The sequence below is a fragment of the Marichromatium sp. PS1 genome, assembly GCF_041155115.1.
GTDB lineage: Bacteria > Pseudomonadota > Gammaproteobacteria > Chromatiales > Chromatiaceae > Marichromatium > Marichromatium gracile.
In genome coordinates this window covers 737,501-761,883 of the sequence record NZ_BAAFHB010000002.1, presented here as the reverse complement: position 1 = coordinate 761,883, position 24,383 = coordinate 737,501, and the positions used below count along the sequence as shown (strand labels likewise).

The window sequence follows — 24,383 nt, the reverse complement described above, 5'->3', positions numbered from 1 at the left end:
CTGACGTGGAACGTCCCCACCTTCGTACCGAGAACTATCTGCGCGAACTGCTGCAGATCTATTTCGCCCAGCAGCGACTGATCCTGCTCACCACCCTGGCGGTGTTCCTCGCCGCCGCGGCGATTGCCTTCCTCGCCCCGCCGATCTACTCGGCGCAGGGCGCGATCCTGCTGCGCGCCAGCGAACTCCAGCGCAGCCCGCAGTCGCTCGAGGAGACCGAGGTCCGCTCGTTCAAGGTCAGCGAGGAGGACCTGCGCTCCGAGCGTGAGCTGCTGCGCTCGCCGGCGGTGCAGCAAGGGGCCATCGCCCGACTCAAGGAGAGCCACCCCGAACTCGGCGACACCCTCGACTGGCACCGCGTGCGCAACCGACTGCAGATCGAGCTGGTGCCCGACTCGCGGGTGATCAACGTCGAGTTCCAGCATGCCGACGCCACCGCGGCGGTAATCATCCTCGACGCCATCCTCGCCGCCTATATCGAGCGGCGCGCCGAGATCCTCTACCCCGAGGGCACAGTCGACTTCTTCGTCAACCAGGTCGAGCGCTTCCGCGATCAGATCAGCACCACCGAACAGGCGCTGATCGAGCTGGCCAACACCACCGGCACCCCCAACCCGGCCAAGGAGATCGAGCTCAACCTGCTGATCAAGCAGAACGTCGAGGAGCGCCTGCTCGATCTCGACACCCGCGCCGTGACCCTGCGCGAACAGCTCGAGCACCTCGATCGCACCCTCGCCACCGACCATCTGCGCAACTACGCCTTCATCACCAACCAGACCGTCGCCGAGATCGCCGCGCGGATCATCGACCTGCGCATCGAGCGCGGCCGCACCGCGCGCCACTACGAGCCCGACGCCCACGCGGTCGCGGCGATCGACACCCAGATCGCCACCACCATGGAGCAGCTCAAGCAGGAGGTGGCCGACTATCGCGACCAGCTCGACAGCGAGTTCGCCGCACTGCGTGAGCAACAGCTGATCCTGCAGCGCCGCCTCGCCGAGATCGAGGCGCGCAACCTCGAGCTGCAGCGCCAGGGCATCGAGAGCGACCGGCTGAGCCGCGAGGCCGAGCTGCTGCGCCAGTCCTTCGGCACCTTCTTCAAGCGTCGCGAGGAGGCCGAGATCAACGCCGGGGTCGACTCCACCCTGTCGCTGTTCTTCGTCAGCATCCTCAGCCCTGCCTTCTCCACCGGCCAACCGGTCTTCCCCAACCGCCCGGTGTTGCTGGTGATCGGGCTGCTCGCCGGCTTCGTCACCGGCTTCAGCCTGGGCTTCGTGCGCGAGTTCTTCGACCACACCTTCAAGACCGCGCGCGATGTCGAGCAGTTCTCCGGCCTGCCGCTGCTGTTCTCGATCCCGGCGGTCAACGCACCGTCTCCCGAGCCATCGCAACCGCCACCGCGCTAGCCCGCGATGGAGCCACGCCGCGCCGACTTCAGCACCACCCTGACCCGCTATCTCTCGAGCAAGATCACTCGCCAGTTGATCGGCGCCATCACCGCCTTCCTCAGACCCCGACTGCTCACCCCCGAGCTGTTCGGGGTCTGGACCCTGCTCAAGCTGGTCCCGCAATACGCCAGTTACGCCCATCTCGGCGCGCGTACCACGCTGCGCGTCTACTACCCCTGGCACCTCGCCCGGGGCGAGGGCGAACGCGCCGAGTCGCTGGTCTCCGGGGCCATCCTCACCACCCTGCTGCTCGACTTCCTGGTGGCCGGCGCGCTGATACTGATCGCACTGCGCGGCGGCCAGGGCGAGGCATTGCGTCTGGGGCTGACGGCAATGGCTGGTGTGGTGCTGCTCCAGGCCTGGCACCACACCGCCTTCGCGGCGCTCAAGGCGCGTCACCGTTTCGACCTGATCGGTCGCGCCAACTATCTCGAGTCCGCGCTGCTGCTGGCCACTACCCTGGCGCTGCTGCCCACACTCGGTTTTCCCGGGTTGCTGCTGTCGCTGCTGATCACCGAGGCTGCGGTCGGGGTGCTGCTCTGGCAGCAGGCCGGGATCGTCCCACGCTGGCCGGCGCGACCACTCCGGCTCGGCGGCGAGATGATCCGGCGTGGCTGGCCGATCATGAGTCTGGAGCTGGCGATGATGCTGGTGGTCACCGCCGATCGGGTGATGGCCTGGGTGCTGCTCGGCGCCGGTGCACTCGGTCACTACGGGGTGGCGGTGATGATCGTCGGCTTCCTGCGCAACATCCCCGGCACCGCCCGCGAGATCCTCGAGCCGCGGCTGATGGGCGAACTCGCCGACGCCGACCGCAACCAGTTGCTGCGCGAACATCTGCTGCGCCCGGCGCTCAACGCCGTCTTCCTGATGCCGCTGCTGATCGGCCCGGTGGCCCTCGCCACCCCGCTGGCGATCGACTGGCTGCTGCCGCGCTACCAGGCGGCGATCGTCCCCACCCAGATCCTCGCCTGCGGGATCCACTTCCTCGCCCTCGCGTTGGTGCTGCGCAGCCTGGTGGTCGCCTTCGAGCAGCAGCGTCGTGCCGCGTTGCTGGTCCCAGTGGTGCTCGTCGGCGAGGGCATGAGCGCCTGGCTGGCAGTGCGCCTGGGCTGGGGACTGCCCGGCATCGCCGGCGCGAGCGTGCTGGGGTTTGCGCTGCTGTTCATGCTGTTTCGGCGCATCCTGCGCCCACAGCTCGACCACCTCGAGCGCAGCGAGCGGCGCCAGCTCGACTGGATCTGGCCGCTGTTCGTCCTCAACGGCACGCTGATCTGGACGCTGTCGCTGCTACCCTTGGGGCATGGCCCGGTGGCGACGGCGCTGCGCATCCTCGTCCACATCGCTCTGCTGCTGCTGCTCCACCGGCTCGCGCGCACCCGGCTCGCGCTGCTCTCGCCGCTGCCCTGGCGACGGCTGTTGCGGCTCAGGCGCTGATCCACCGAACCCGAGAGGGGGCCTCATGTCACGTCTCGTTCATCGCCTGCTGCTGGCATCCGTGCTGCTCGTCCCCGCCCTGCCCCGGGCCGCGCCACCGCCCGACATGGAGCGCCTCGCCGCCGGTCCCTGGATCGCACGCGCGCGACTTGCCGAACTGCCGACCACGGGCGCGGCCTGGGAGGCGGTGCGCGATGATGCCGAGCGTCTGGTGCCCGACCCCGACCTCTCCGATCAGAACGACCCGAGCAACGTGCGGGTCTTCGCCAAGGCGCTGGTCCACGCCCGCACCGGCGACCCGCTGATGGCCGCGGCGGTGCGCCGCGCCTGTCTCGACATCATCGGCAGCGAGCAGGGCGCCAGCTCGCTCGCGCTCGGGCGCGAGCTGATGGCCTATGTCCTCGCCGCCGATCTGGTCGGCCTCACTGCGGAGCAGGACGCGCTGTTTCGCGACTGGCTGGCGCGGGTGCGCGACGTCCCGATGTCGGAGGGGCGGACCCTGCGCCAGACCCACGAGCGTCGTCCCAATGGCTGGGGCACCTATGCCGGCGCCACCCGGCTGGCGATCGCCGTCTATCTCGATGAGCCCGAGGAGATCGCCGAGGTCGCGCGCATCTTCCGCGGCTGGCTCGGCGACCGCGCCGCCTACGCCGACTTCCGCTACGGCGACCTCGACTGGCAGGCCGATCCGCGCCGCCCGGTCGGCATCAATCCCTCGGGCGCGCAGCGCGCGGGCCACAGCATCGACGGCGCGATCGCCGAGGGGCTGAGACGCAGCGGCCCCTTCGACTGGCCGCCACCGCACGAGAACTACATCTACTCCACCCTGCAGGGCGCGCTGGCCCAGGCGGTGATCCTCGAGCGCGCCGGCTACGACGTCTTCGCCTGGCAGGACCAGGCCCTGCTGCGCGCCTTCGAGTGGCTGCACCAGCAGGCCGACTTCCCCGCCGAGGGCGACGACACCTGGCAGCCGCACCTGATCAATCATTTCTATCACCGCGACTTCCCCGCCCCGGTGCCGAGCCGCCCGGGCAAGAACATCGGCTATACCGACTGGACCCACGCCGACTGGGCGCCGAGCGACTAGCCGGGTGAGGCGGCCAACGCGGCATGGAGCCGCGCGGCGTTGTCGGACAGATCGAACTCGGCGAGCACCCGCGCGCGCCCGGCGCGTGCCAGCGCGCGCGCCTCCTCTGGATGATCGGCCACCCGCGCCAGGGCCGCGGCGATCGCGGCCGGCTCGCCCGGCGCGGCCAACAAGCCGGTGCGCCCGTGCTCGACCAGTTCGGGGATCCCCGAGAGCCGGCTGGCCACCACCGGGCGCTCGACGGCCAGCGCCTCCATCAGCGACACCGGGATGCCCTCGCGCCGCCCCCGGGCGTCCTGCACGCTGGTCAACGCCACCACGTCACAATCGCGCAGACAGGCGGTGACCTCGGGCCGGGTGAGCTGGCCGAGGAAACGGACGCGCGGGGCGATCCCCAGCGCCCGGCACTCGGCCTCCAGCTCGGCGCGCAGCCGACCATCGCCGACCAGGGTCAGGGTCCAGTCCCGCCCCTCGGCCGCAAGCTGGGCGCAGGCCCGCAGCAGATGGACATGCCCCTTGACCCGGCGCAGCGAGGCGACGCAGAGGATGTGTAGCACCCCGTCGCCGGCATCGGCGCGCGGTGGCAGCGGGGCGAAGGCGCCGGTGTCGATACCGCAGTGGATCACCCGCAGCCGCTCGGCCCAGCGCGCGCCCACCCGCGCCAGGGTGAAGTCGCGGTTGTAGCGCGAGATCATCACCGCGAAGTCGGCACGACGCAGCTTCTCGGCGAGCATGGTCTGATCGACGTGGAGATCGCTGCCGTGCGCGGTGAAGCTGTAGCGCACCCCGGTGAGCCGGTGCGCGATCCAGGCGGCGAGCGTCGGATGGGTACAGAAGTGCGCGTGCAGCCGACCGATGCCGCGACGCTCGGCCTCGCGGGCGATATAGACCGACTTGAGGAAGATCCCGGCCGCGCCCAGGGTGAAATTGCGGCTGGGTGCGACCCGCGCGAAGGTCTCGACCAGGGTGCGCAGATAGCGCCAGGGACGGCGCAGCACCAGCGCCAGGTTGGCGCGCAGGATCGGCCCCGAGACGAAGCGGCTGTAGACCACCTCGGCGCGCAGGTGCGCCAGCTGCGGATGGGTGGCGCGCGGGCGCTCGCGCAGCAGCGGAAAGAGGGTGATCTCGGCGCCCAGCGCCTCCAGCGCGAGCATCTCGTCGAGCACGAAGGTCTCGGTGAAGGTGGGGAAGCGCGAGACCAGATAGCCGACCCTCACCATTGGGTCACCCGCCGCCCGCGCAGGAAGTCGTACCAGCCCATCGCGATCCCGGCGTTGACGCACAGCGCCCAGGGGGCGAGCGTCAGCACCCGCGGCCAGCGCCCGGGGTCACGATCGAGCCCGAGCGCCGCGACCAGCCCGAGCGCGCCCCCGAGCCCGCCCAGCGCCGCCAGCGCCAGCACCAGCCAGCCGCCGCCGTCGCGCAGCGCCAGCGCGAGCAGCGCCGCGAGCCCCAGCACCAGCGCCAGCGGAAAGGCGCGGCGCAACACCTTGTGCGCGATCAGCGCCAGCGCATAACGACCGTGGCGTCTTACCGAGAGCGCCTGCGGACAGTGGCGCAGCGCGTTGAGCCCGCGACAGACGATGCGCCGCTGACGCGCGAACACCCGGCGCAGGGTGCGCGCCGGCGGCGGCATCAGCGCCACCGCCTCGGGCACGAAGACGAAGCGCCGCCCGGCGCCGACGGCGCACAGCCCGACGAAGAGGTCGTCGACCACGCCTGCCGGGATCGGTCGGAACAGCACGCGCCGGATCGCCAGCAGGGTGCCGTTGCTCGCGGTGATCGAGCCCAGCCGGGCCATCTCGCGCGCCTTGAGCCGGCTCTCGTGGTCCCAGTAACGCGCCTGCATCAGCCCGTCCTCACGATCGACCGCGACACGCGCGCAGGCGGCGCCGACATCGGCCTCGGCGAAGACCGCGACCATCGCCGCCAGCGCACCGGGGGCGAGTCGGGCGTCGAGATCGGAGAACAGCAGCAACTCGCCTGCACTCGCCGCGACCGCGGCGTTGAGCGCACCGTACTTACCGCGACGCGGGTTGCGGAGCACCCGGCAATCGACCCCGGGCAGGTCGGGGAGTACTGGCAGGTCGGCGACCGGACCGTCGAGCGAGAGGATCAGCTCCAGCCGACCCGGACCCCAGCGCTGACCACGCAGCGAGTCGAGCTTGGCCGCGAGCGCCGCGCCCGAGCCGTGCACCGGGACGATCAGCGACACCGTCCCCGGCAATCCGCCGCCCAGCCTCGCGCCCGGCTCACGCTCGGGCAGCAGGGTCAGCAGCGCGGGCAGCGCCAGTAGCGCAGCGATGGCTATGGCGGCAGCGACAGACAGCAGGATGACGAGCGACACCGTCACCCCGTCCCCTCGTCCGCGACGCTGAGCGCGAAGCGCAGCCACAGCTGCGACACCCCGAGCGAGAGCAGCATGTACTTCTGGAACACGTCGCTGAACATCGCCATGTAGAGCAACAGAAAGAGGAAGGCGAGCAGATAGTGCAACACCTGCGCGGCATGATAGGGATCACCGCGCGCCAGCAACAGCCGACGCGCCAGCCAGAGGTTGCGCGCCGCCACCGCCAGCAGGCCGAGAAAGCAGATCAACCCCAGCACCCCGGTGCCGACCACCACCTCGAGATAGGTGTTGTGGGCAAAGCGACGATTGGTCGCGCCCTCGCGATCGAAACGCTGCGCCCAGTCGGTCTTGGCATAGAGTTCGCGGAAGGTGCCCGGGCCGTGCCCGATCAGCGGGCGCTGCTCGAAGGCATCGCCGGCCACCACCAGATAGGAGGCACGACGGTTGATCGAGCGGTCGGTGTCCGAGGCGGTGAGCGTCGCCTGACGCTCCCAGTAACCCTGCGGCACCAGCAGCAACGCCACCAGCAACGCCATCGCCCCGCCGGCGAACAGCAACCCGAGATGACGCGGACGCAGTCCGCGCGCATTGACCACCAGCAGCGTCGCCAGCAACAGCGCCGTCACCAGCCCGCCGCTGCGCGAGAAGCTCACCACCATGGCACCGAGGTTGATCGCCAGCAGCACCAGCGCCGCCAGCCGGACCAGTGGCCGACGGCCATGGGCCAGCCAGAACACCACGAAGGGCAACACGAAGATGATCAGCATCGCCAGATTGTTGGGGTCGCTGGTCACGCCGGTGCTGCGGGTGAAGTCGTCACCCACCTCGATCGCGAACCAGGACACACCGAACAGATAGCCGATCAGCGCGAACATCGAGCCGAGCGAGACCGAAGCGACGATCACCACCGGCAGCTGTCGCACCAGCGCGTGGGCATCGAGAAAGACCAGTACCAGGGCGAAGAAGGCCATCGCCACCAGGGTCAGCACCACCTGCTGACCGGCCTCCAGCGGATAGGCCGACCACAGCGTGGAGAACAGACTGACGGCGAGAAACAGCCCCCACCAGGGCCACAGATTGGAGCGCAGCAGGCCGACGGCCTGCTGCTCGCGAAGCAATCGCAACGCCAGCACCACGAGCAACACCAGCGCCAGCACCCAGTGGATCTTGACGTCCGCGAGCGGACCGCCGAGTTGGCGGAAGTTACCGAAGGGGATCAGGAAGACGATCGCGTAGAGCCCCCAGCTCGGCGCGCGCCCGAGCAGCACCAGGGCGCCGAGGGCGACCCCCGGGAGCAGCGCAAGCGCAGGCCAGGGGGTCCACAGCGGCAGCAGGGTCGCGACCACCATCAGCACGATGAAACCGCCCCACAGCGGGTTGGCGGCGGCTCTGCTCGATCGTCTCATCTCACCCTGCCCGTGGCGTTCGCCCAGACCCGCCGCCCGGCAAGGCCGGAGTCATGGTCGGTCACGCCCTGATGTATGCTGCAACCAGTTTGTCGTGGATGTCCTCGCATGACCGATCTCGAACTCGAGCTGCACCGACTGGTCCATGTTCGGCTGCAGCAGCTTTCCACAAGCCATGTCGCCGTGGTGCGCAAGCGGCTCGGCCACTTCCGGGTCGAGCCCACCGGGGGTGCGCCCGACGTCCTCTGCGCGCCGCTGCCGGAGAGCGCAGCCATGCTGCGCGAACTCACCCCGCGGGTCGCCCCTCAGCAGGTCTCCACGGTCTGGTTCGAGGGGCGGCGCGTCCTACTCTACAGCCATCGCGGCCATCCCGACCTGATCCTCGACCCGGGCACCCCGGTGCGCCTCCTGGTCTCGCGCCGCGCCGGGGCCATCAAGCGCTTCTACAACGCGCTGCTGTTCGCCATCCATCTTAGCGCGACCCGGCGCGGCGGGCTGCTGCTCCATGCCGCGGCGTTGCGCGATCCGCACGGTCGCACCGCACTCGTGCTCGGCCCCAGACGCAGCCGCAAGACCCACCTGACACTGGAGCTGCTCGATCGCGGCTGGGACTATCTCGCCGATGACAAGCTGCTGCTGCACCAGGGGCGGGCGCACCTGTTCGAACACCGCTTGGTCATCCGCCGCCATCATCTCAGCGCCCTGCCCTGGCTGGCGGAACGGCTGGACGGCCCCGACGCACCGCGAACGATCCGCTCGCAGCCGCTGCGGCGGCTGCTCGACCGGCTGCAGCACGTCGCCTCGCGAACGATCAGCGAAAAGCTGCAACCGCTGCTGCAACCCTTGATCAACCCCGCCTTCCCCCAGGACCTGACCAGACACCTGCCAAGCGCGCGGATCCTCTCCAGCGCCCGGCCCGACGCGCTCTTCGTGCTGGCCCCCGGGGAGCGGCAGGACTGCGCACCGCTCGCAGCGACGCGCCTGCTGCGCCAGCTGGTCGCCATCGAGCGGCTCTATCTGGGGGGCATGGGGCCGCTCGAGGCGATGAGCGACTACGCACATCCCGACCCGGACAGCGCCGATCTGACCACGCTGCTCGAGCGCAACCTCGCGGGTGTCCCCGGATTCGGTCTCGCGGTCGCGGAGCAGGCAAGTACGGCTGAACTCGCCGACCGACTGGCCCGCCGACTCGCCGACCTCGAACCGGAGACCACCACGCCATGTCCGGCCTGACGCTGCGCATCGACCCGGCGCAGCGGCTGCACCGACTCACACCCCGAGAGTCGGTGCTCGCCGCTCCCGGCGCGTTACTCGAGCTCGACCCGACGGCGAGCGAGCCGACGCGCAGCTGGGAGGATCATCGCACACTGGTATTGCTCGACGGTTGGATCGAGGGCTGCGACCACGCACCGCCACGACGCCTGATCGAGGCACTGCTCGACGAGGACTGGGCGGCGGCCGGCGCAACGTTGGAGACGCTCGACGGCGACTTCGTGCTGCTGATCCACGACAAGGCGAGCGAGCGCTGGCTGATCGTCAACGACCTGCTGGCACGCCGCCCGCTCTATCTGCTCGAGCGCCCCGGCGCCATCCTCGTCAGCCGAGACATCGCCCGCGCCGTCGCCGCCGACCCCGATCGCACCACCGACCCGCTGGGCGCCGCCGAGATGCTGCTGTTCGGTCACGGTCTGGGCGAGCGCACGCCGTGGCGCGCCATCGCCCTGCTCGCCCCGGCGACGCTGCTGCGGATCGACGCCGGGGCCAACACCGAGCGCCGCACCCTGGCGCGACTCAGCGTCGAGACGCCGCACAGCGACGCGAGCCTGAACCAACAGGCCGCGGTACTCGCCGATCACTTCATCACCGCCTGTGAGCGACTGAGCAGACGCGCCGACACGCCGGTGCTGGCGCTCAGCGGCGGGCTCGACTCGCGCACGGTGGCCGCCGGTCTCGCCGCCACCGGCACCCCCTTCAGCTGCGCGAGCATGGCGCGCGCCGGCTGGTATGCCGCGAGCGAACAACGGCTCGCCGCGACGGTCGCGCAACACCTCGATCGCCCCTGGCACTGCTTCGAGGTACCGCCCAGCACCGGCGCCGACTATCTGCGACTGTTGCAGATCAAGCAGGGACTCAACGACCTCGATCTCGCCTTCCACCTGCCCTTCTTCGATCACCTCCGCGCGCGCTACGGCAGCACGATGAGCTATGTCACCGGCGACGGCGGCGACAAGCTGCTGCCCGACCTCGGCGCCGGGCTGGCGCTGCGCGACGCGCGCGCGACCTGTGACTACATCGTGGCGCGCCGCGGACGCTTCACCCTCGATCAGTGCGCCGCCCTGACGGGACTGGAGCGCGCGGACCTGGAGCGCGCCCTGCGCGCGCACTTCGCCGCCTATCCAGAGGACGAGGGCAACGCCCTCCATGCCCGCTTCCTCATCCACGAGCGCGCCCGGCGCTGGCTGTTCGAGGGCGAGGACCGCAACCGTCACTGGTTCCCCAGCCTCACCCCCTTCTACTCACTGCCCTTCCTGCGCGCCGCCCTCGCCGCGCCGCGCGCGCTCAAGCGCGACTACCGGCTCTATCGCGCCCTGCTCGAACGGCTCGACCCGACGCTGGCCGCTCTACCCCGCGCCGGGGTCCCGGGGGCGCTGGGCTCGCCACGTTTTCTCATCCATCACCGCCTCGAGACGCTGGCCAAGGCGCACCCGCGACCGGCGCGCAGGCTCCAGCAGCTGATCCGACGCCGACGCGGCCTCGACCCGAGGGCACCGCTCATCGGGCTGCTGCGCCATCAGCTCGAACACTGCCCCGAGCTCGACCCGGGCGCCTGGCGGCCGCTCCTCGCCACCGCCGACCAGCGCCCCCGAGCACAATTGCTCGCCCTGCTCAACCTCGCCACCCAGCTCGACCCGGCGCGCGGCGCGACCGGGCTCGCCGCCTGGCGCGACCAACCCCTGCCCTGACCCGATGCCCGAGATCCTCGCCGAACACCCGCTGATCAGCGTCTACCTGCCGACCCGCAACCGCGCCGCGCTGCTGATGCGCGCGATCGACTCGGTACTCGCCCAGGACTATCCGCACCTGGAGCTGATCGTGGTCGACGACGCCTCGACCGATGACACCGCGGCGCGGATCGCGGCGCACCCGGCACGCGCGCGGCTGCGCTATCTGCGCCAGCCCGAGCCGGGCGGGGCCTGCGCCGCGCGCAATCGCGCCATCGCCGATGCGCGCGGCGCGCTGATCACCGGGCTCGACGACGACGACGCCTTCCTCCCAGGGCGGTTGAGCGGGCTGCTGGCACGCTTCGCCGAGGGGCAGTGGTCGTGCGTGAGCAGCTCCGTCCGCGAGCGCACCCCACGGGGCGACATCACCCGCAGGGTCGATGTCGGGCGGATCGACCTCGAGGCGATGCTCCATTACAACCGGCTGGGCAATCAGGTCCTCACCCGCACCGCGTGGCTGCGCGAGATCGGCGGCTTCGACCCGGCGCTGCCGGCACTGCAGGACTACGACACCTGGGTACGACTGGTGACGGCGCGCGGCGCCGCCTACCGCTTGCGCGAGGCGAGCTATGTGCAGTTCAAGGACCACGAGCTGGCACGCATCTCCGGGGATCGTACCCGGGTGCTCGAGGGACTGGGACGCTTCGTCGCCAAGCATCGCGACCAGCTCGCCCCGCGCCACCTCGACTCGCTCGAGATCCTGCGTCGCCGCCTCGCCGGCGAGACGCTACCGCCGGGCGACTTCCTCCGCCTGGTCAACCGCGGCAACCTCAAGGGCGCGCTGCCGCTGCTGATCAACACCACCCCGACACTCGCCGCACTCAAGCGACTCCTGGCGCTGCGCTACCGCGCGCGCTGATTCGGGCAGACAAAAAAAAAGCCCGGCGCGGGGCCGGGCTGCAAACGTCTCATAGTGAGAGAGACGAGGAGGACTCTGTAGGACCATTGGGGTCCGGCATGGTGTTTTTTCGCCGGACCTCGTCCGAATTCAGTGGATGAAGAGTCCGCCATTGACCGGCAGATTGGCGCCGGTGACATAGGCGGTCTCGTCGCTCGCGAGGAAGGCGACCGCGGCGGCGATCTCTTCGGGCTGCGCCATGCGGCGCATCGGGATGCCGGAGATGATACTCTCGCGGACCTCGTCCTTCATTGCCAGGGTCATGGCAGTCTCGACATAACCGGGCGAAACCGTGTTCACGGTCACACCCTTGGCGGCCCCTTCCTGAGCCAGCGCCATGGTGAAGCCGTGCATGCCGGCCTTGGCCGCCGAGTAGTTGGTCTGACCGAACTGACCCTTTTGGCCATTCACCGACGAGATGTTGATGATACGCCCGAAACCGCGCTCGAGCATGCCTTCCCAGAGCGGCTTGGTGACATTGAAGACGCTCTTGAGGTTGATGTCGAGGACGGCGTTCCAGTGCTCCGGCACCATCCGCTTGAAGGTCTTGTCGCGGGTGATGCCGGCGCAATTGACGAGGATGTCGACCGGACCATGACGCTCGGCGATCGCTGCGGCCATCCGTGCGCAGTCCTCGGGATCGGCCACGTCGGCGGCGATGGTGTCGAACTCCAACCCCTCGGCGGCGCGCTCGCGCTTCCAGGTCTCGGCGACCTCGGTCTCGGCGGGATGGTGGTTGGCGATCACCACGCAGCCATCGGCGGCGAGGCGCTTGCAGATGGCGGTCCCGATACCGCCGATACCACCGGTGACGAGCGCAATACGAGACATATCTGTTTCCTCCTCAGGTCTTGTCGTCGTTCGGGTTCGCCCCGTCTCGGGGCGGACCCGCATCCTTCATCCACAACGCCCCGGCACTCCGGCCGGGGTCATTGTCAATGGCGGTCCGGTACTGGACCGCGCGGTCTGCGGACGTCAGCTCGCGGCCACGCCCTTGCGCACGTCGGCGCCGATCTCGGCCATGTTCTTCTCGAGCCAGGTGCGATACTCCTCGCGGGTCTCGCCGAGCACCTGCATGGTGGCCTTGCTCTCGTCCATCATACGCTCGGTCAACGCCTTGGTCGCCTCGACCTGGCCCTTGAAGAACTCATTGTACCCCTTCGACTCGGTGGCAAGCGTCATCAGCCGCATCGAGTGGTCCATGTAGAGGTTCAGCGCGTCCATCTGACGGCTGGCGAGCTTCTCGAAGATACTGACGTTGAGTTCACCGAGGCTGGTCATGCGATCCATGCCCTTGGTGGTCATGTCGTTGAAGGTCTTGAAGGTTTCGTTCGTGCTCATGGGTCATCTCCGAAGGTTTGTGCGTTGCAGCATTTGTTGCAGTGCACAATAGACCCCGTACACGGAAGCGTCAATGAAGATTTTTTTAATCTTCAGCATTGACGAAATTCAATCTTCGGGGATGGCGCGACACCGACGCCGCGCTGAGGCACGCCCGAGGACCGGGCGCGATCGGCAAGGCAGGCGGATCAGTCGCTGTCGTCGGGGGGCTTGGGCTTGTCGCGATCACGACCGAGATCGAAGCCGGCGCTCCGCATGAACTCGCGCTGCAGCTCGCCCCACAGCTCGACGTTCTGCTGCGCCATGCGGGTCATGGTGTCGAGCGGGGTATCGGCCCACGACTGGGTCAGCTCCTGCTGCTGCCTGGCGAACACGTCCAGCGCGCCCTCGAGATAGCGCGCAAAGGTGCCCTGCAGGGTGCCGCCATAGAAGCGGATGATCTGCGCCAGCATGTTGGCGCTGAACAGCGGCTCGCCGCCGCTCTCCTCTTCGAGCATGATCTGCAACAGGATCGCCCGGGTGATGTCGGTATCGTTGGCGGTGTCGAACACCTTGAAGGGGACGCCGCCCATCACCAGGGCACGGACGTCGGCCAAGGTGATGTAACGACTGATCTCGGTGTCGTAGAGGCGCCGGTTGGGGTACTTCTTGATGATGCGCGATTTGTCCATTGACACCTGTCGCCGGTTCGGCGATCTGCGATTGGCTGGAGACTGAGGCGGCCGAACCGCTCCGGGTCATCGGAATGGTCGCCGGCGATATCGGCGACCGGTGTTGCGCACACAGTTTACCCTAGTCATCGACGACTGGCTGCCACTGCGCCCTCGCTCGCCCCGGGCGGCGTTCACCCGGAGCGAGCGAGGGGTTCAGACGCGCTCGACGGCCAGCGCAACCCCCTGACCACCGCCGATGCACAGGGTCGCCAGACCCTTGCGGGCCTCGCGCCGACGCATCTCGTAGAGCAGGCTGACCAGCACCCGGGCGCCGGAGGCGCCGATCGGATGACCGAGCGCGATCGCCCCGCCGTTGACGTTGACCTTGTCGAGATCCCAGCCCATCTCCTGGTTGACCGACATCGCCTGGGCGGCGAAGGCCTCGTTGGCCTCGATCAGGTCGAGCTCGGCCGGGGTCCAGCCCGCCTTCTCCAGGCACTTGTTGGAGGCCGGGATGGGACCGGTCCCCATGATCTTGGGGTCGACGCCGGCGCTGGCGAAGGCGACCAGTCGCGCCATCGGGGTCAGCCCCAGCGCCGCGGCGGTCGATGCCCGCATCACCACCACCATCGCCGCGCCATCGTTGATCCCCGAGGCATTGCCGGCGGTCACCGTCCCCTCGCGATCGAAGGCCGGGCGCAGCCGCCCGAGCTTCTCGGCGGTGGTGCCGGCGCGCGGGAACTCGTCACGGTCGAAGACCAGCGGCTCGCCCTTGCGCTGCGGGATGCTCACCGGAACGATCTCGTCGGTGAAGCGCCCGGCCTCGATCGCCGCCTCGGCCTTGCGCTGCGAGTCGGCGGCGAAGGCGTCCTGCGCCTCGCGGGTGAAACCGTACTGCCTGGCGATGTTCTCCGCGGTCATGCCCATGTGGCACTGATCGAAGGCGTCGGTCAGTCCATCGACCAGCATGGTGTCCTTGAGCTTCCAGTCACCCATGCGCTGGCCGTCGCGCGAGCGCGGCAGCACGTGCGGCGACTGGCTCATGCTCTCCTGTCCACCGGCGATCACGACCTCGGCGTCGCCACAGGCGACCGCCTGCATCGCCAGGTGGACGGCCTTGAGACCACTGCCGCAGACCTTGTTGATGGTCATCGCCGACACCCCATGCGGCAGCCCGGCATTGAGCGCGGTCTGGCGCGCCGGGTTCTGTCCGACGCCGGCGGCGAGCACCTGACCGAGCACCACCTCGTCGACCCGCTGCGGATCGAGTCCGGTGCGCGCCAGCAGTGCCTTGAGCACGACCGTGCCCAGTTCCGTGGCCGGCAGGGAGGAGAGACTGCCGCCGAAGTTGCCGACGGCGGTACGTCCGGCGTCGACAATGACGATATCTTCACTCATCGTGTATACGCTCTCTCGCTTGGATTGATCGATTAGGTCGGGCGAATGGTTGTGAATACCGGCAACCGCCGGTCGAAGCACCGTTGCGCAATGACCGCCGGATTGCAACCCCCGCGAGCCTGTACTATCCGGTTCAGGACACGAGGCGATGCGCCGGTCCGGTTTCAAAGGGGATTCTACGCACCTTTGTTGCAGTGCACAAATCAGCATGCTAACGTTCGTTCAAACCCGATCCTGAGGAAGGCAATAGCATGAGTAAGAGCATCTTTTTCGACGATGACTGGCTCGAACTGCAGCGCAAGTACTGGGATGGCTGGACCGAGATGAGCCGCAAGGCGATGGGCGCGACGGAACACGCCAAGCCGACCAACGCCTGGTCGGAGGCGGTCGAGCAATGGTGGCGGGCGATGTCGCCCGCGGCCCCGGACAACACCCGCGCCTTCATGGACAAGCTGATCGAACAGGGTCAGACCCTGTTCGGGCTGGGTGAACAATTCGTCAACGGCGGTGGCGACAGCAAAGACCCGATGAGCACCTGGCTCAAGGCCATGGAGGAGATGCAGCGGCGCTTCAGCGGCGGTCTCGACGGCGGCAACGAGGCGATGCAGCGGATGAGCGCGTTCTGGGAGCTGCCGCTCGACAACTGGCAGCGGATGATGTCCTCGCTCTCGCCGGTCCCGGGCGACTTCCTGCGCAACATGCCACACGACCAGCTCAGGGACCGTCTCGATCAGGCGCTCTCGGCGCCGGGGCTCGGCTACACCCGCGAGGAGCAGGCACAGTACCAGGAGCTACTGCGCTGCTCGATGGACTATCAGTCGGCACTGCAGGAATACACCGGGTTCTACAGCCGGCTCGGGATGAAGTCGGTCGAGCGCATGGGCAGCTTCATCCAGGGCGTGGTCGAGTCCGGCAAGAGCATCGATTCGGCCCGCGCGCTCTACGACAACTGGGTGGGGTGCTGCGAGAGCGTCTATGCCGAGGAGGTCGCCACCCCCGAGTACGCACGCATCCACGGTCGGCTGATCAACGCCCAGATGCGGTTCAAGAAGCGCATGTCGGTGATCGTCGACGAGAACCTCGGCGCACTGAACATGCCCACCCGCAGCGAGCTGCGCACCCTGCAGGACCGGCTGCAGGAGACCCGCCGTGAGAACAAGCAGCTGCGCTGCCGCCTGCACCAGCTCGAGAAGCGGGTGGAGGCCGCGCTCGGCGAGCCGGCGAAGGAGCCGGCCACCGCGCTCAAGCGCACCCCGGCGACGCGCAAGACCACGGCGCGCAAGAAGACCACCGCCAAACCGACCACGAGCAGCTGACCGAGTCGCCCCGCCGACGCAGCCGCGCGCACCCGCCGCACACTGAGAGGAACGAGATCGTGATCCCCATCGATATCCGACCCGACAAGCTCGCCCAGGAGATGCTCGACTACAATCGCAAGCTCGGCCAGGGCATGGAGAACCTGATCAGCGCCGGCGAGATCGACACCGGCGTGACCCCCAAGGAGGCGGTCTATCAGGAGGACAAGCTGACCCTCTACCGCTATCAGGCACCTGAGGGCACGGCGCGCCAACCGATCCCGCTGCTGGTGGTCTACGCCCTGGTCAACCGCCCCTACATGACCGACATCCAGGAGGATCGCTCGACCATCAAGGGGCTGCTCGCCACCGGGCAGGACGTCTATCTGATCGACTGGGGCTATCCCGATCAGGCCGATCGCGCGCTGACCCTCGACGACTACATCAACGGCTATATCGACCGCTGCGTCGACCACATCCGCGAGACCCACGACATCGACCGCGTCAACATCCTCGGCATCTGCCAGGGCGGCGCCTTCAGCCTGATGTACACCTCGCTCCACCAGGACAAGGTCAACAACCTGGTCACCATGGTCACCCCGGTCGACTTCCAGACCCCGGACAACCTGCTCTCGGCCTGGGTGCAGGACGTCGATGTCGACCTCGCCGTCGACACCATGGGCAACATCCCGGGCGAGCTGCTCAACTGGACCTTCCTCTCGCTCAAGCCGTTCAGCCTGACCGGGCAGAAATACATCAACATGGTCGACCTGCTCGACGACCCGCGCAAGGTGAAGAACTTCCTGCGCATGGAGAAGTGGATCTTCGACAGCCCCGATCAGGCCGGCGAGACCTTCCGCCAGTTCATCAAGGACTTCTACCAGCGCAACGGCTTCATCAACGGCGGCGTGCGGATCGGCGAGGACGAGATCGATCTGGCCCGGATCAGCTGCCCGGTGCTCAACATCTACGCCCTGCAGGACCACCTGGTGCCGCCGGATGCCTCACGCGCGCTCAAGGGCCTGGTCGGCAGCGAGGACTACACCGAGCTGGCCTTCCCCGGCGGCCACATCGGCATCTATGTCAGCGGCAAGGCGCAGAAGGAGGTCACCCCGGCGATCGGCGACTGGCTCAACGCCCGGACCTGAGTCACCGCCATCGAGCGCGACAGGCACCCTTCTGAACAGGGGCCTATCGCGGCTGGCGGCGGATCGCTGGAGTCGCGTCGGTTGGGTTGCCGCCTTTCGGCACCCCAACGCCAGCGTCAGCGCCTGCCGACGGCGCCGGTGCAGAAACCAATGGACTCGCACACACGCCCCGGCCTCAGCCGCACATCTTCGCCCCCTTAGCGTGCTGTGGGGCTTTGCGGTTCAATCCCGCGACTGGCGACTGGCGACTGGCGACTGGCAACTGGCAACTGGCAACTGGCAACTGGCAACTGGCAACTGGCAACTGGCAACTGGCAACTGGCAACTGGCAACTGATTCAACCCTGGACATAGAAGTAACGCCAGCTCAGGCCACTGGCCCGAGTCAACAGATCGAGCAGCGCCGGGGTCGGCACCGCCTCGCCGGGGAACACCGCCTCGACCTCCACGAAGGTCCGCCCGAACCCGCCCCGTCGCCCCCAGTCCCACCCCCAGGGTGGTCGGACCACACCACAACCGTCGCAACGCCAACCGCTGCGCGGCTGGCTGTGCCACAACTCCAGTCGACGCGGCCAGTCCTCCAGCCGCGAGCGGCATTCATGACAGCGCGGCGCCCGGGTGTTGTGCCCCAGGCAGGGGCGCGCCCGCGCACTCGGGCGCGGGATCCCGACCCGGCACCAGGGCCCCTCGCCCTCACCCGTCGGATCGATCCGCACCGCGCAACCGGCAAAGCTCACCAGCGCCAGGAAATCATCACCGACCCGGTAGATCGGTCGCCCCGGCCACAGCGGCGCACCGATGAAGCCGGCCTCGGTCAATTGACCGACCAACAGCCGCATCCCTGGACGACCACGCGGATCGGTCGGGGTCAGCACCAGCCGACCGACACCGGCAGCGGGGCGCGATCCGTTGGCCGCGGCGTGAACGTGGGGGACAGCGGCGGATTCTCGATCAAGCATGGCACGACCCTCCAGAGATGGCGAAATCACGGCAACCGCGTGAATTCGCGGTTGAAATCATGGCGTCCTTTCTATAGCTTCGAGTGACATTCACTGCTGGGGGTGTCCGCGCCGATTCGCGGGCGGCGACCGCGAGATCCGCGGCGCGCGCCGGGGCCGGAACGGGCTGAGAAGAGACCCTTCGAACCTGACCCGGATCATGCCGGCGCAGGAAAGCAGGCAATGGAGCCGACGGCGATCCTGCGGCACCCCACCCGGTGCCCGCGCCCGACCCGCTCCAACCATGCCGCACACCTGCCCGACGGCGCTCGCCAACATCCATGCGGCGCATCGAGGTCGACCCGCAGCCCATGCTGGCCGAGCCAGCAATCGCGTGGAGCCCAGCGCCCCGCTCCAGTCCTGAGGAAACCCGATGAGCGCCATTCCAGAAGACTTCGTCCACAAGACCGCGCAACTCTCCGAGGCCGCGACCCGCCCCTTCCCGAATTCGCGCAAGGTCTATGTCACCGGCTCGCGTCCCGATCTGCGCGTGCCCATGCGCGAGGTCGCCCAGAGTCCGACGCTCACCAGCGGCGAGCCGGAGGAGAATCCGCCGATCCCGGTCTACGACACCTCGGGGCCCTATACCGACCCGAATGCCAGCATCGATCTGATGGCCGGCCTGCCCGATCTGCGTTCGGGCTGGATCGAGGCGCGGGGCGACACCGAGCAGCTCGACAGTCCGACCTCGGCCTTCGGTCGCGCCCGTCAGAGTGATCCAGCGCTGGCCCACCTGCGTTTCGAACATCTGCGTACCCCCCGCCGCGCTAAGCCCGGCCAGACCATCACCCAGATGGCCTATGCCCGCCGCGGCATCATCACCCCGGAGATGGAGTTCGTCGCGATCCGCGAGAACATGCGGCTCGACGAACTGCGCGCCGATCCGCGCTATGCCAAGCTGCTGCGCCAGCACCCCGGCAACGCCTTCGGCCAGCCGCTGCCCGAGCAGATCACCCCGGAGTTCGTGCGCGATGAGGTGGCGCGCGGTCGCGCGGTGATCCCGGCCAACATCAACCACCCTGAGGTGGAGCCGATGATCATCGGTCGCAACTTCCGGGTGAAGATCAACACCAATATCGGTAACTCGGCCACCACCTCATCGATCGAGGAAGAGGTCGAGAAGATGGTGTGGTCGGCGCGCTGGGGTGGCGACACCCTGATGGACCTGTCGACCGGCAAGAACATCCACGAGACCCGCGAGTGGATCCTGCGCAACTCGCCGGTGCCGATCGGCACCGTGCCCATCTACCAGGCGCTGGAGAAGGTCGATGGCCGTCCCGAGGAGCTGACCTGGGAGCTGGTGCGCGACACCCTGATCGAGCAGGCCGAGCAGGGCGTCGACTACTTCACCATCCACGCCGGGCTGCTGCTGCGCTACATCCCGCTGACCGCCGATCGGGTCACCGGCATCGTCTCGCGTGGCGGCTCGATCCTCGCCAAGTGGTGTCTGGCGCACCACCAGGAGAACTTCCTCTACACCAACTTCGAGGAGCTGTGCGAGATCCTGCGCACCTATGACGTCGCCGTCAGCCTCGGCGACGGGCTGCGTCCGGGCTCGCTCGCCGACGCCAACGACCGCGCCCAGTTCGCCGAGCTCGAAACCCTCGGCGAGCTGACCAAGCGCGCCTGGGAGCACGACGTGCAGGTGATGATCGAGGGCCCCGGTCACGTGCCGCTACAGATGATCCAGGAGAACGTCACCAAGGAGCTGGTCGACTGCTTCGAGGCGCCCTTCTACACCCTCGGCCCGCTGATCACCGACATCGCGCCGGCCTACGACCACATCACCTCGGGTATCGGCGCGGCCAACATCGGCTGGTACGGCACCGCCATGCTCTGCTACGTCACCCCCAAGGAACACCTCGGCCTGCCCGACAAGGAGGACGTGCGCAGCGGCATCATCACCTACAAGATCGCCGCCCACGGCGCCGATCTCGGCAAGGGCCTACCGGGCGCGCAGATCCAAGACAACGCGCTGAGCAAGGCGCGCTTCGAGTTCCGCTGGGAGGATCAGTTCAACCTCTCGCTCGATCCCGAGCGCGCGCGCGAGTTCCACGACCGTACCCTGCCGCACGATTCGCACAAGGTCGCCCACTTCTGCTCGATGTGCGGACCGCACTTCTGTTCGATGAAGATCACCCAGGACGTGCGCGAATACGCCAACAGCCAGAAGATCGAGGACCTCGACCGGGCGGTCGAGAGCGGCATGCAGGAGAAGGCCCGCGAGTTCCGCGAGGCCGGCGCCGAGCTCTACAAGGAGGTCTGAGCCCGACGCCTGCCCGCCCCATTGCGGGGCGGGCGCCCGATCCGCCGCGCACGGACCGGGGTTCATACCCCCCGGCGATCACCGCCGGGGTCGGTTCACTCAGCCCTCGAGGCCGCAGGCCTCGGCCACCGCCTCGACCACCTCGCGCTGCACCTCTTCGGTGAGATAGGGGTGCATCGGCAGGCTGATCACACGCTCGGCCACCTCGGCACTGACCGGTGTCGCCGGCGCTCCCGGGACATGGAACACCGGCTGCTCGTTGAGCGGCACCGGATAGTGCACCGCGGTGGGGATGTCGCGCGCCTTGAGTGCCTCGGCCACCGCCTCGCGATCCGCCACCTGCAGGGTGTACTGGGCATAGACCGAGGTGTTGTCGGGAGCGATCGAGGGGGTCAGCACACCGCTCTCGCCGGGCTCGGCGGTCGTTCCCGCGCCGCGCGCGCGCAGCAGTTCGCTGTAGCGTGCACCCAGTCGACCACGGGCCTCGACCTCATCGGGGAAGATCGCCAGCTTGGACTGCAGCACCGCCGCCTGCATGGTGTCGAGACGACCATTGATGCCGAGACGCGGATGGTAGTAACGACGCGACTGGCCGTGATTGCGCACCTCGCGCAGCTGGCGCGCCAGATCGGCATCATTGGTGAAACAGGCACCCGCATCGCCATAGGCGCCGAGCGGCTTGGCCGGGAAGAAGGAGGTGCAACCGATGGTCGAGAGCCCACAGGAGCGCTTGCCCTTGTAGGTCGCGCCGAAGCTCTGCGCCGCGTCCTCGATCACCGCCAGATTATGTGCCTCGGCCACGGCATTGACCGCATCCATGTCGGCGCACTGGCCATAGAGCGAAACCGGCATGATCGCACGGGTACGGCCGGTGATCGCATCCTCCAGCGCATTGGGATCGATGTTATAGGTCACCGGGTCGATGTCGACGAACACCGGGCGGGCACCGAGCAGAGCGATCATCTCGGCGGTGGCGATGAAGGTGAAGGGACTGGTGATGACCTCGTCACCACGCCCGATCTCGAGCGCCATCATCGCCGCGAGCAGCGCATCGGTCCCACTCGACAGCCCGACGCAGTGCTCGACCCCGACAAAGGTCGCAAGCTCTTCCTCGAGCGCCTGGACCTCGGGGCCCATGATGTACTGACCGTGACTCAGAACCGCGTCGATACGGCTCCGAACGTCCTGCTCGATGCGCGCGTACTGCGTTTTCAGATCGATGAATTGCATTCAACTCGCCTTTGATTTCGGGTGCAGAAGGACCAGTTCACCGCGCCGGTGCTACCCTCGAATGGCTCTGCACGACAACGGCAGGCATCACGGCACGGGCGATTGATCGTTGTGCTTGAATCCTAACCCAATTGCGTGACGAGGGTAACGAGCGGCCAGCGGCCAGCGGCCAGCGGCCAGCGGCCAGCGGCCAGCGGCCAGCGGCCAGCGGCCAGCGGCCAGCGGCCAGCGGCCAGGAGATTGAACCGCAAAGGCGCCAAGGGCGCGAAGGGTTTTGAATGTGGGGGGCGGTCGACGTCCGGCGCACAGCCCCGTCGGTTGGGTTGCCGGCTTTTACCAGCGTCAACGTCTGCTGAGAACGGCAATCGGCGCCGGGACAGGAACCGAACGCTGGCCACGCACTCGCGCGCGCCGCGGCGTCAGCCGCGTATTCCCGATACTCCTTCGCGTCCTTTGAGCCTTTGCGGTTCAATCCTACTGACCGCTGGCAGCTTTCAGCTGCCGGGACAGGAACCGAGCGCAGATCATGCACTCGCACGCGCTGCGGCGTCAGCCGCACATCCCCGACGCCCCTTGGCGTTCTTTGGGTCTTTGCGGTTCAATCTTTCCGGCTGACGGCTGACGGCTGACGGCTGACGGCTGGCGGCTGGCGGCTGGCGGCTTTTTTCGGCGCACAAAGTAAAACCCCCGAGCACAGGGTGCTCGGGGGTTTTGGGATAAGGTCCTGGCAGTGACCTACTTTCGCATGGGGAGGCCCCACACTATCATCGGCGAGGTCCTGTTTCACTTCTGAGTTCGGGATGGGATCAGGTGGTTCCAGGACTCTATGGCCGCCAGGAAAACTGCTTTGTCTTGCCCGATCATCTCGGACAGGACCAATTCGGTTCAGATCGTTGTCGGCAGTTGCGTGAGCCGAGGCCCGTACAACGCACTTGGGTGTTATATGGTCAAGCCGCACGGTCAATTAGTACAGGTTAGCTTCACACGTTACCGCGCTTCCACATCCTGCCTATCAACGTCGTGGTCTTCGACGGACCTTCAGGGGCATCAAGTGCCCAGGGAGACCTCATCTTGGGAGGGGCTTCCCGCTTAGATGCTTTCAGCGGTTATCCCGTCCGTACATAGCTACCCGGCAATGCCACTGGCGTGACAACCGGAACACCAGGGGTACGTCCACTCCGGTCCTCTCGTACTAGGAGCAGCTTCCCTCAAGTCTCCAACGCCCACGGCAGATAGGGACCGAACTGTCTCACGACGTTCTAAACCCAGCTCGCGTACCACTTTAAATGGCGAACAGCCATACCCTTGGGACCGACTTCAGCCCCAGGATGTGATGAGCCGACATCGAGGTGCCAAACACCGCCGTCGATATGAACTCTTGGGCGGTATCAGCCTGTTATCCCCGGAGTACCTTTTATCCGTTGAGCGATGGCCCTTCCATACAGAACCACCGGATCACTAAGACCTACTTTCGTACCTGCTCGACGTGTCTGTCTCGCAGTCAAGCACCCTTATGCCTTTGCACTCATTGCGCGATTTCCGACCGCGCTGAGGGTACCTTCGTGCTCCTCCGTTACGCTTTGGGAGGAGACCGCCCCAGTCAAACTACCCACCATGCACTGTCCCTGATCCGGATCACGGACCGAGGTTAGAACTCCGAACATACCAGGGTGGTATTTCAAGGTTGGCTCCACAGCAGCTGGCGCCACTGTTTCAAAGCCTCCCACCTATCCTACACAAGTAGGTTCAAAGTCCAGTGCAAAGCTATAGTAAAGGTTCACGGGGTCTTTCCGTCTAGCCGCGGGTACTCGGCATCTTGACCGAGATTTCAATTTCACTGAGTCCCTGGTGGAGACAGTGCCGCCATCGTTACGCCATTCGTGCAGGTCGGAACTTACCCGACAAGGAATTTCGCTACCTTAGGACCGTTATAGTTACGGCCGCCGTTTACCGGGGCTTCGATCAAGAGCTTCTCCGAAGATAACCCCATCACTTAACCTTCCGGCACCGGGCAGGCGTCACACCCTATACGTCCTCTTACGAGTTTGCAGAGTGCTGTGTTTTTAATAAACAGTCGCAGCGGCCTGGTCACTGCAACCCTCTTCGGCTCCACGAGCAAGTCGCTTCACCTACCAAGGGCGTACCTTCTCCCGAAGTTACGGTACCATTTTGCCTAGTTCCTTCACCAGGGTTCTCTCAAGCGCCTTGGGATTCTCACCCTGCCCACCTGTGTCGGTTTGGGGTACGGTCATCTGTAACCTGAAGCTTAGAGACTTTTCCTGGAAGCTTGGCATCAATCACTTCGTTCCCGTGGGAACTCGTCATCACGTCTCAGGATTGTGTCCCCGGATTTGCCTAAGGACACTCCCTACTCGCTTGGACCGGCACTACCATCGGCCGGCTGACCTAGCCTTCTCCGTCATCCCA

Annotated in this window: 18 protein-coding genes, 2 rRNA genes and 1 riboswitch (1 of these 21 cut by a window edge); of the genes, 9 read left to right on the top strand and 11 right to left on the bottom strand. The window is 67.4% G+C overall.

Features of this window, described 5'->3' with window-relative positions:
* Window positions 1-5: 5 nt before the first annotated feature.
* From ACAM26_RS04665 to ACAM26_RS04655, 3 genes are read left to right on the top strand one after another with little or no spacing between them, the layout of a single operon-like run.
* A complete protein-coding gene (locus ACAM26_RS04665) occupies window positions 6-1,406 on the top strand; it encodes a Wzz/FepE/Etk N-terminal domain-containing protein (protein WP_123143148.1) in 1,401 nt (466 codons plus the stop codon).
* A 6-nt stretch (window positions 1,407-1,412) separates the two neighbouring features.
* On the top strand, window positions 1,413-2,885 hold the full coding sequence (locus ACAM26_RS04660; RefSeq protein WP_369613199.1) for a lipopolysaccharide biosynthesis protein: 1,473 nt from the start codon (window positions 1,413-1,415) through the stop codon (window positions 2,883-2,885).
* Window positions 2,886-2,910: 25 nt separating this feature from the next.
* On the top strand, window positions 2,911-3,972 hold the full coding sequence (locus tag ACAM26_RS04655) for an alginate lyase family protein (protein WP_123143150.1): 1,062 nt from the start codon (window positions 2,911-2,913) through the stop codon (window positions 3,970-3,972).
* Here the strand turns inward: ACAM26_RS04655 and ACAM26_RS04650 are convergent.
* The 3 genes from ACAM26_RS04650 to ACAM26_RS04640 are packed head-to-tail and all read right to left on the bottom strand — an operon-like array spanning window position 3,969 to window position 7,728.
* A complete protein-coding gene (locus ACAM26_RS04650; RefSeq protein WP_369613198.1) occupies window positions 3,969-5,192 on the bottom strand; it encodes a glycosyltransferase in 1,224 nt (407 codons plus the stop codon). The genes ACAM26_RS04655 and ACAM26_RS04650 overlap by 4 nt on opposite strands.
* Window positions 5,186-6,319, bottom strand: coding sequence for a glycosyltransferase (locus ACAM26_RS04645; protein WP_369613197.1), 1,134 nt, complete (start codon window positions 6,317-6,319; stop codon window positions 5,186-5,188). Before ACAM26_RS04645 ends, ACAM26_RS04650 begins: the two co-directional genes overlap by 7 nt.
* A gap of 2 nt (window positions 6,320-6,321) precedes the next feature.
* On the bottom strand, window positions 6,322-7,728 hold the full coding sequence (locus ACAM26_RS04640; protein ID WP_123143153.1) for an O-antigen ligase: 1,407 nt from the start codon (window positions 7,726-7,728) through the stop codon (window positions 6,322-6,324).
* Between the two features lie 108 nt (window positions 7,729-7,836).
* Between ACAM26_RS04640 and ACAM26_RS04635 the strand changes: the two genes are divergently transcribed.
* From ACAM26_RS04635 to ACAM26_RS04625, 3 genes are read left to right on the top strand one after another with little or no spacing between them, the layout of a single operon-like run.
* The gene (locus tag ACAM26_RS04635; RefSeq protein ID WP_123143154.1) at window positions 7,837-8,961 is read left to right on the top strand and encodes a hypothetical protein; all 1,125 of its coding nucleotides are present in this window, start codon (window positions 7,837-7,839) and stop codon (window positions 8,959-8,961) included.
* Window positions 8,949-10,691 (top strand): asparagine synthase-related protein, encoded by a 1,743-nt coding sequence (locus ACAM26_RS04630; RefSeq protein ID WP_369613196.1) that lies wholly within the window; start codon window positions 8,949-8,951, stop codon window positions 10,689-10,691. The genes ACAM26_RS04635 and ACAM26_RS04630 overlap by 13 nt, the downstream gene beginning before the upstream one ends.
* A gap of 4 nt (window positions 10,692-10,695) precedes the next feature.
* Window positions 10,696-11,589 (top strand): glycosyltransferase, encoded by an 894-nt coding sequence (locus ACAM26_RS04625; RefSeq protein ID WP_132228950.1) that lies wholly within the window; start codon window positions 10,696-10,698, stop codon window positions 11,587-11,589.
* Window positions 11,590-11,718: 129 nt separating this feature from the next.
* Here ACAM26_RS04625 and phbB read toward each other — a convergent pair whose 3' ends face one another.
* The 4 genes from phbB to ACAM26_RS04605 form a co-directional block, all read right to left on the bottom strand.
* Entirely contained in the window at window positions 11,719-12,459 is a 741-nt protein-coding gene (gene phbB / locus ACAM26_RS04620; RefSeq protein ID WP_369613195.1) for an acetoacetyl-CoA reductase, read from the bottom strand.
* 144 nt (window positions 12,460-12,603) lie between these two features.
* The gene (locus ACAM26_RS04615; RefSeq protein WP_123139588.1) at window positions 12,604-12,969 is read right to left on the bottom strand and encodes a phasin family protein; all 366 of its coding nucleotides are present in this window, start codon (window positions 12,967-12,969) and stop codon (window positions 12,604-12,606) included.
* Window positions 12,970-13,157: 188 nt separating this feature from the next.
* Window positions 13,158-13,640 carry a polyhydroxyalkanoate synthesis repressor PhaR gene (phaR, locus tag ACAM26_RS04610; protein ID WP_062273069.1) on the bottom strand — a complete coding sequence of 161 codons (483 nt, stop codon included), beginning with the start codon at window positions 13,638-13,640 and terminating at the stop codon, window positions 13,158-13,160.
* Window positions 13,641-13,835: 195 nt separating this feature from the next.
* Window positions 13,836-15,020: an acetyl-CoA C-acetyltransferase gene (locus ACAM26_RS04605; protein WP_123139589.1), complete on the bottom strand. Its 1,185-nt coding sequence runs from the start codon at window positions 15,018-15,020 to the stop codon at window positions 13,836-13,838.
* A 251-nt stretch (window positions 15,021-15,271) separates the two neighbouring features.
* Between ACAM26_RS04605 and phaE the strand changes: the two genes are divergently transcribed.
* Both phaE and ACAM26_RS04595 read left to right on the top strand, forming a co-directional pair.
* Window positions 15,272-16,336: a class III poly(R)-hydroxyalkanoic acid synthase subunit PhaE gene (phaE, locus tag ACAM26_RS04600; RefSeq protein ID WP_369613194.1), complete on the top strand. Its 1,065-nt coding sequence runs from the start codon at window positions 15,272-15,274 to the stop codon at window positions 16,334-16,336.
* A gap of 59 nt (window positions 16,337-16,395) precedes the next feature.
* Window positions 16,396-17,463 carry a class III poly(R)-hydroxyalkanoic acid synthase subunit PhaC gene (locus ACAM26_RS04595; RefSeq protein WP_123139591.1) on the top strand — a complete coding sequence of 356 codons (1,068 nt, stop codon included), beginning with the start codon at window positions 16,396-16,398 and terminating at the stop codon, window positions 17,461-17,463.
* 337 nt (window positions 17,464-17,800) lie between these two features.
* Here ACAM26_RS04595 and ACAM26_RS04590 read toward each other — a convergent pair whose 3' ends face one another.
* Entirely contained in the window at window positions 17,801-18,421 is a 621-nt protein-coding gene (locus tag ACAM26_RS04590) for a hypothetical protein (RefSeq protein ID WP_223806176.1), read from the bottom strand.
* Between the two features lie 88 nt (window positions 18,422-18,509).
* Window positions 18,510-18,652, top strand: a riboswitch (TPP riboswitch).
* 181 nt (window positions 18,653-18,833) lie between these two features.
* Between ACAM26_RS04590 and thiC the strand changes: the two genes are divergently transcribed.
* Window positions 18,834-20,726, top strand: coding sequence for a phosphomethylpyrimidine synthase ThiC (thiC, locus tag ACAM26_RS04585; RefSeq protein WP_369613193.1), 1,893 nt, complete (start codon window positions 18,834-18,836; stop codon window positions 20,724-20,726).
* Between the two features lie 99 nt (window positions 20,727-20,825).
* Here thiC and ACAM26_RS04580 read toward each other — a convergent pair whose 3' ends face one another.
* The 3 genes from ACAM26_RS04580 to ACAM26_RS04570 all read right to left on the bottom strand — a co-directional run.
* The gene (locus ACAM26_RS04580) at window positions 20,826-21,956 is read right to left on the bottom strand and encodes a DegT/DnrJ/EryC1/StrS aminotransferase family protein (protein WP_123143429.1); all 1,131 of its coding nucleotides are present in this window, start codon (window positions 21,954-21,956) and stop codon (window positions 20,826-20,828) included.
* Between the two features lie 722 nt (window positions 21,957-22,678).
* Window positions 22,679-22,794 (bottom strand): 5S ribosomal RNA (gene rrf / locus ACAM26_RS04575).
* A 105-nt stretch (window positions 22,795-22,899) separates the two neighbouring features.
* Window positions 22,900-24,383 (bottom strand): 23S ribosomal RNA (locus ACAM26_RS04570); it runs 1,404 nt beyond the window's last position.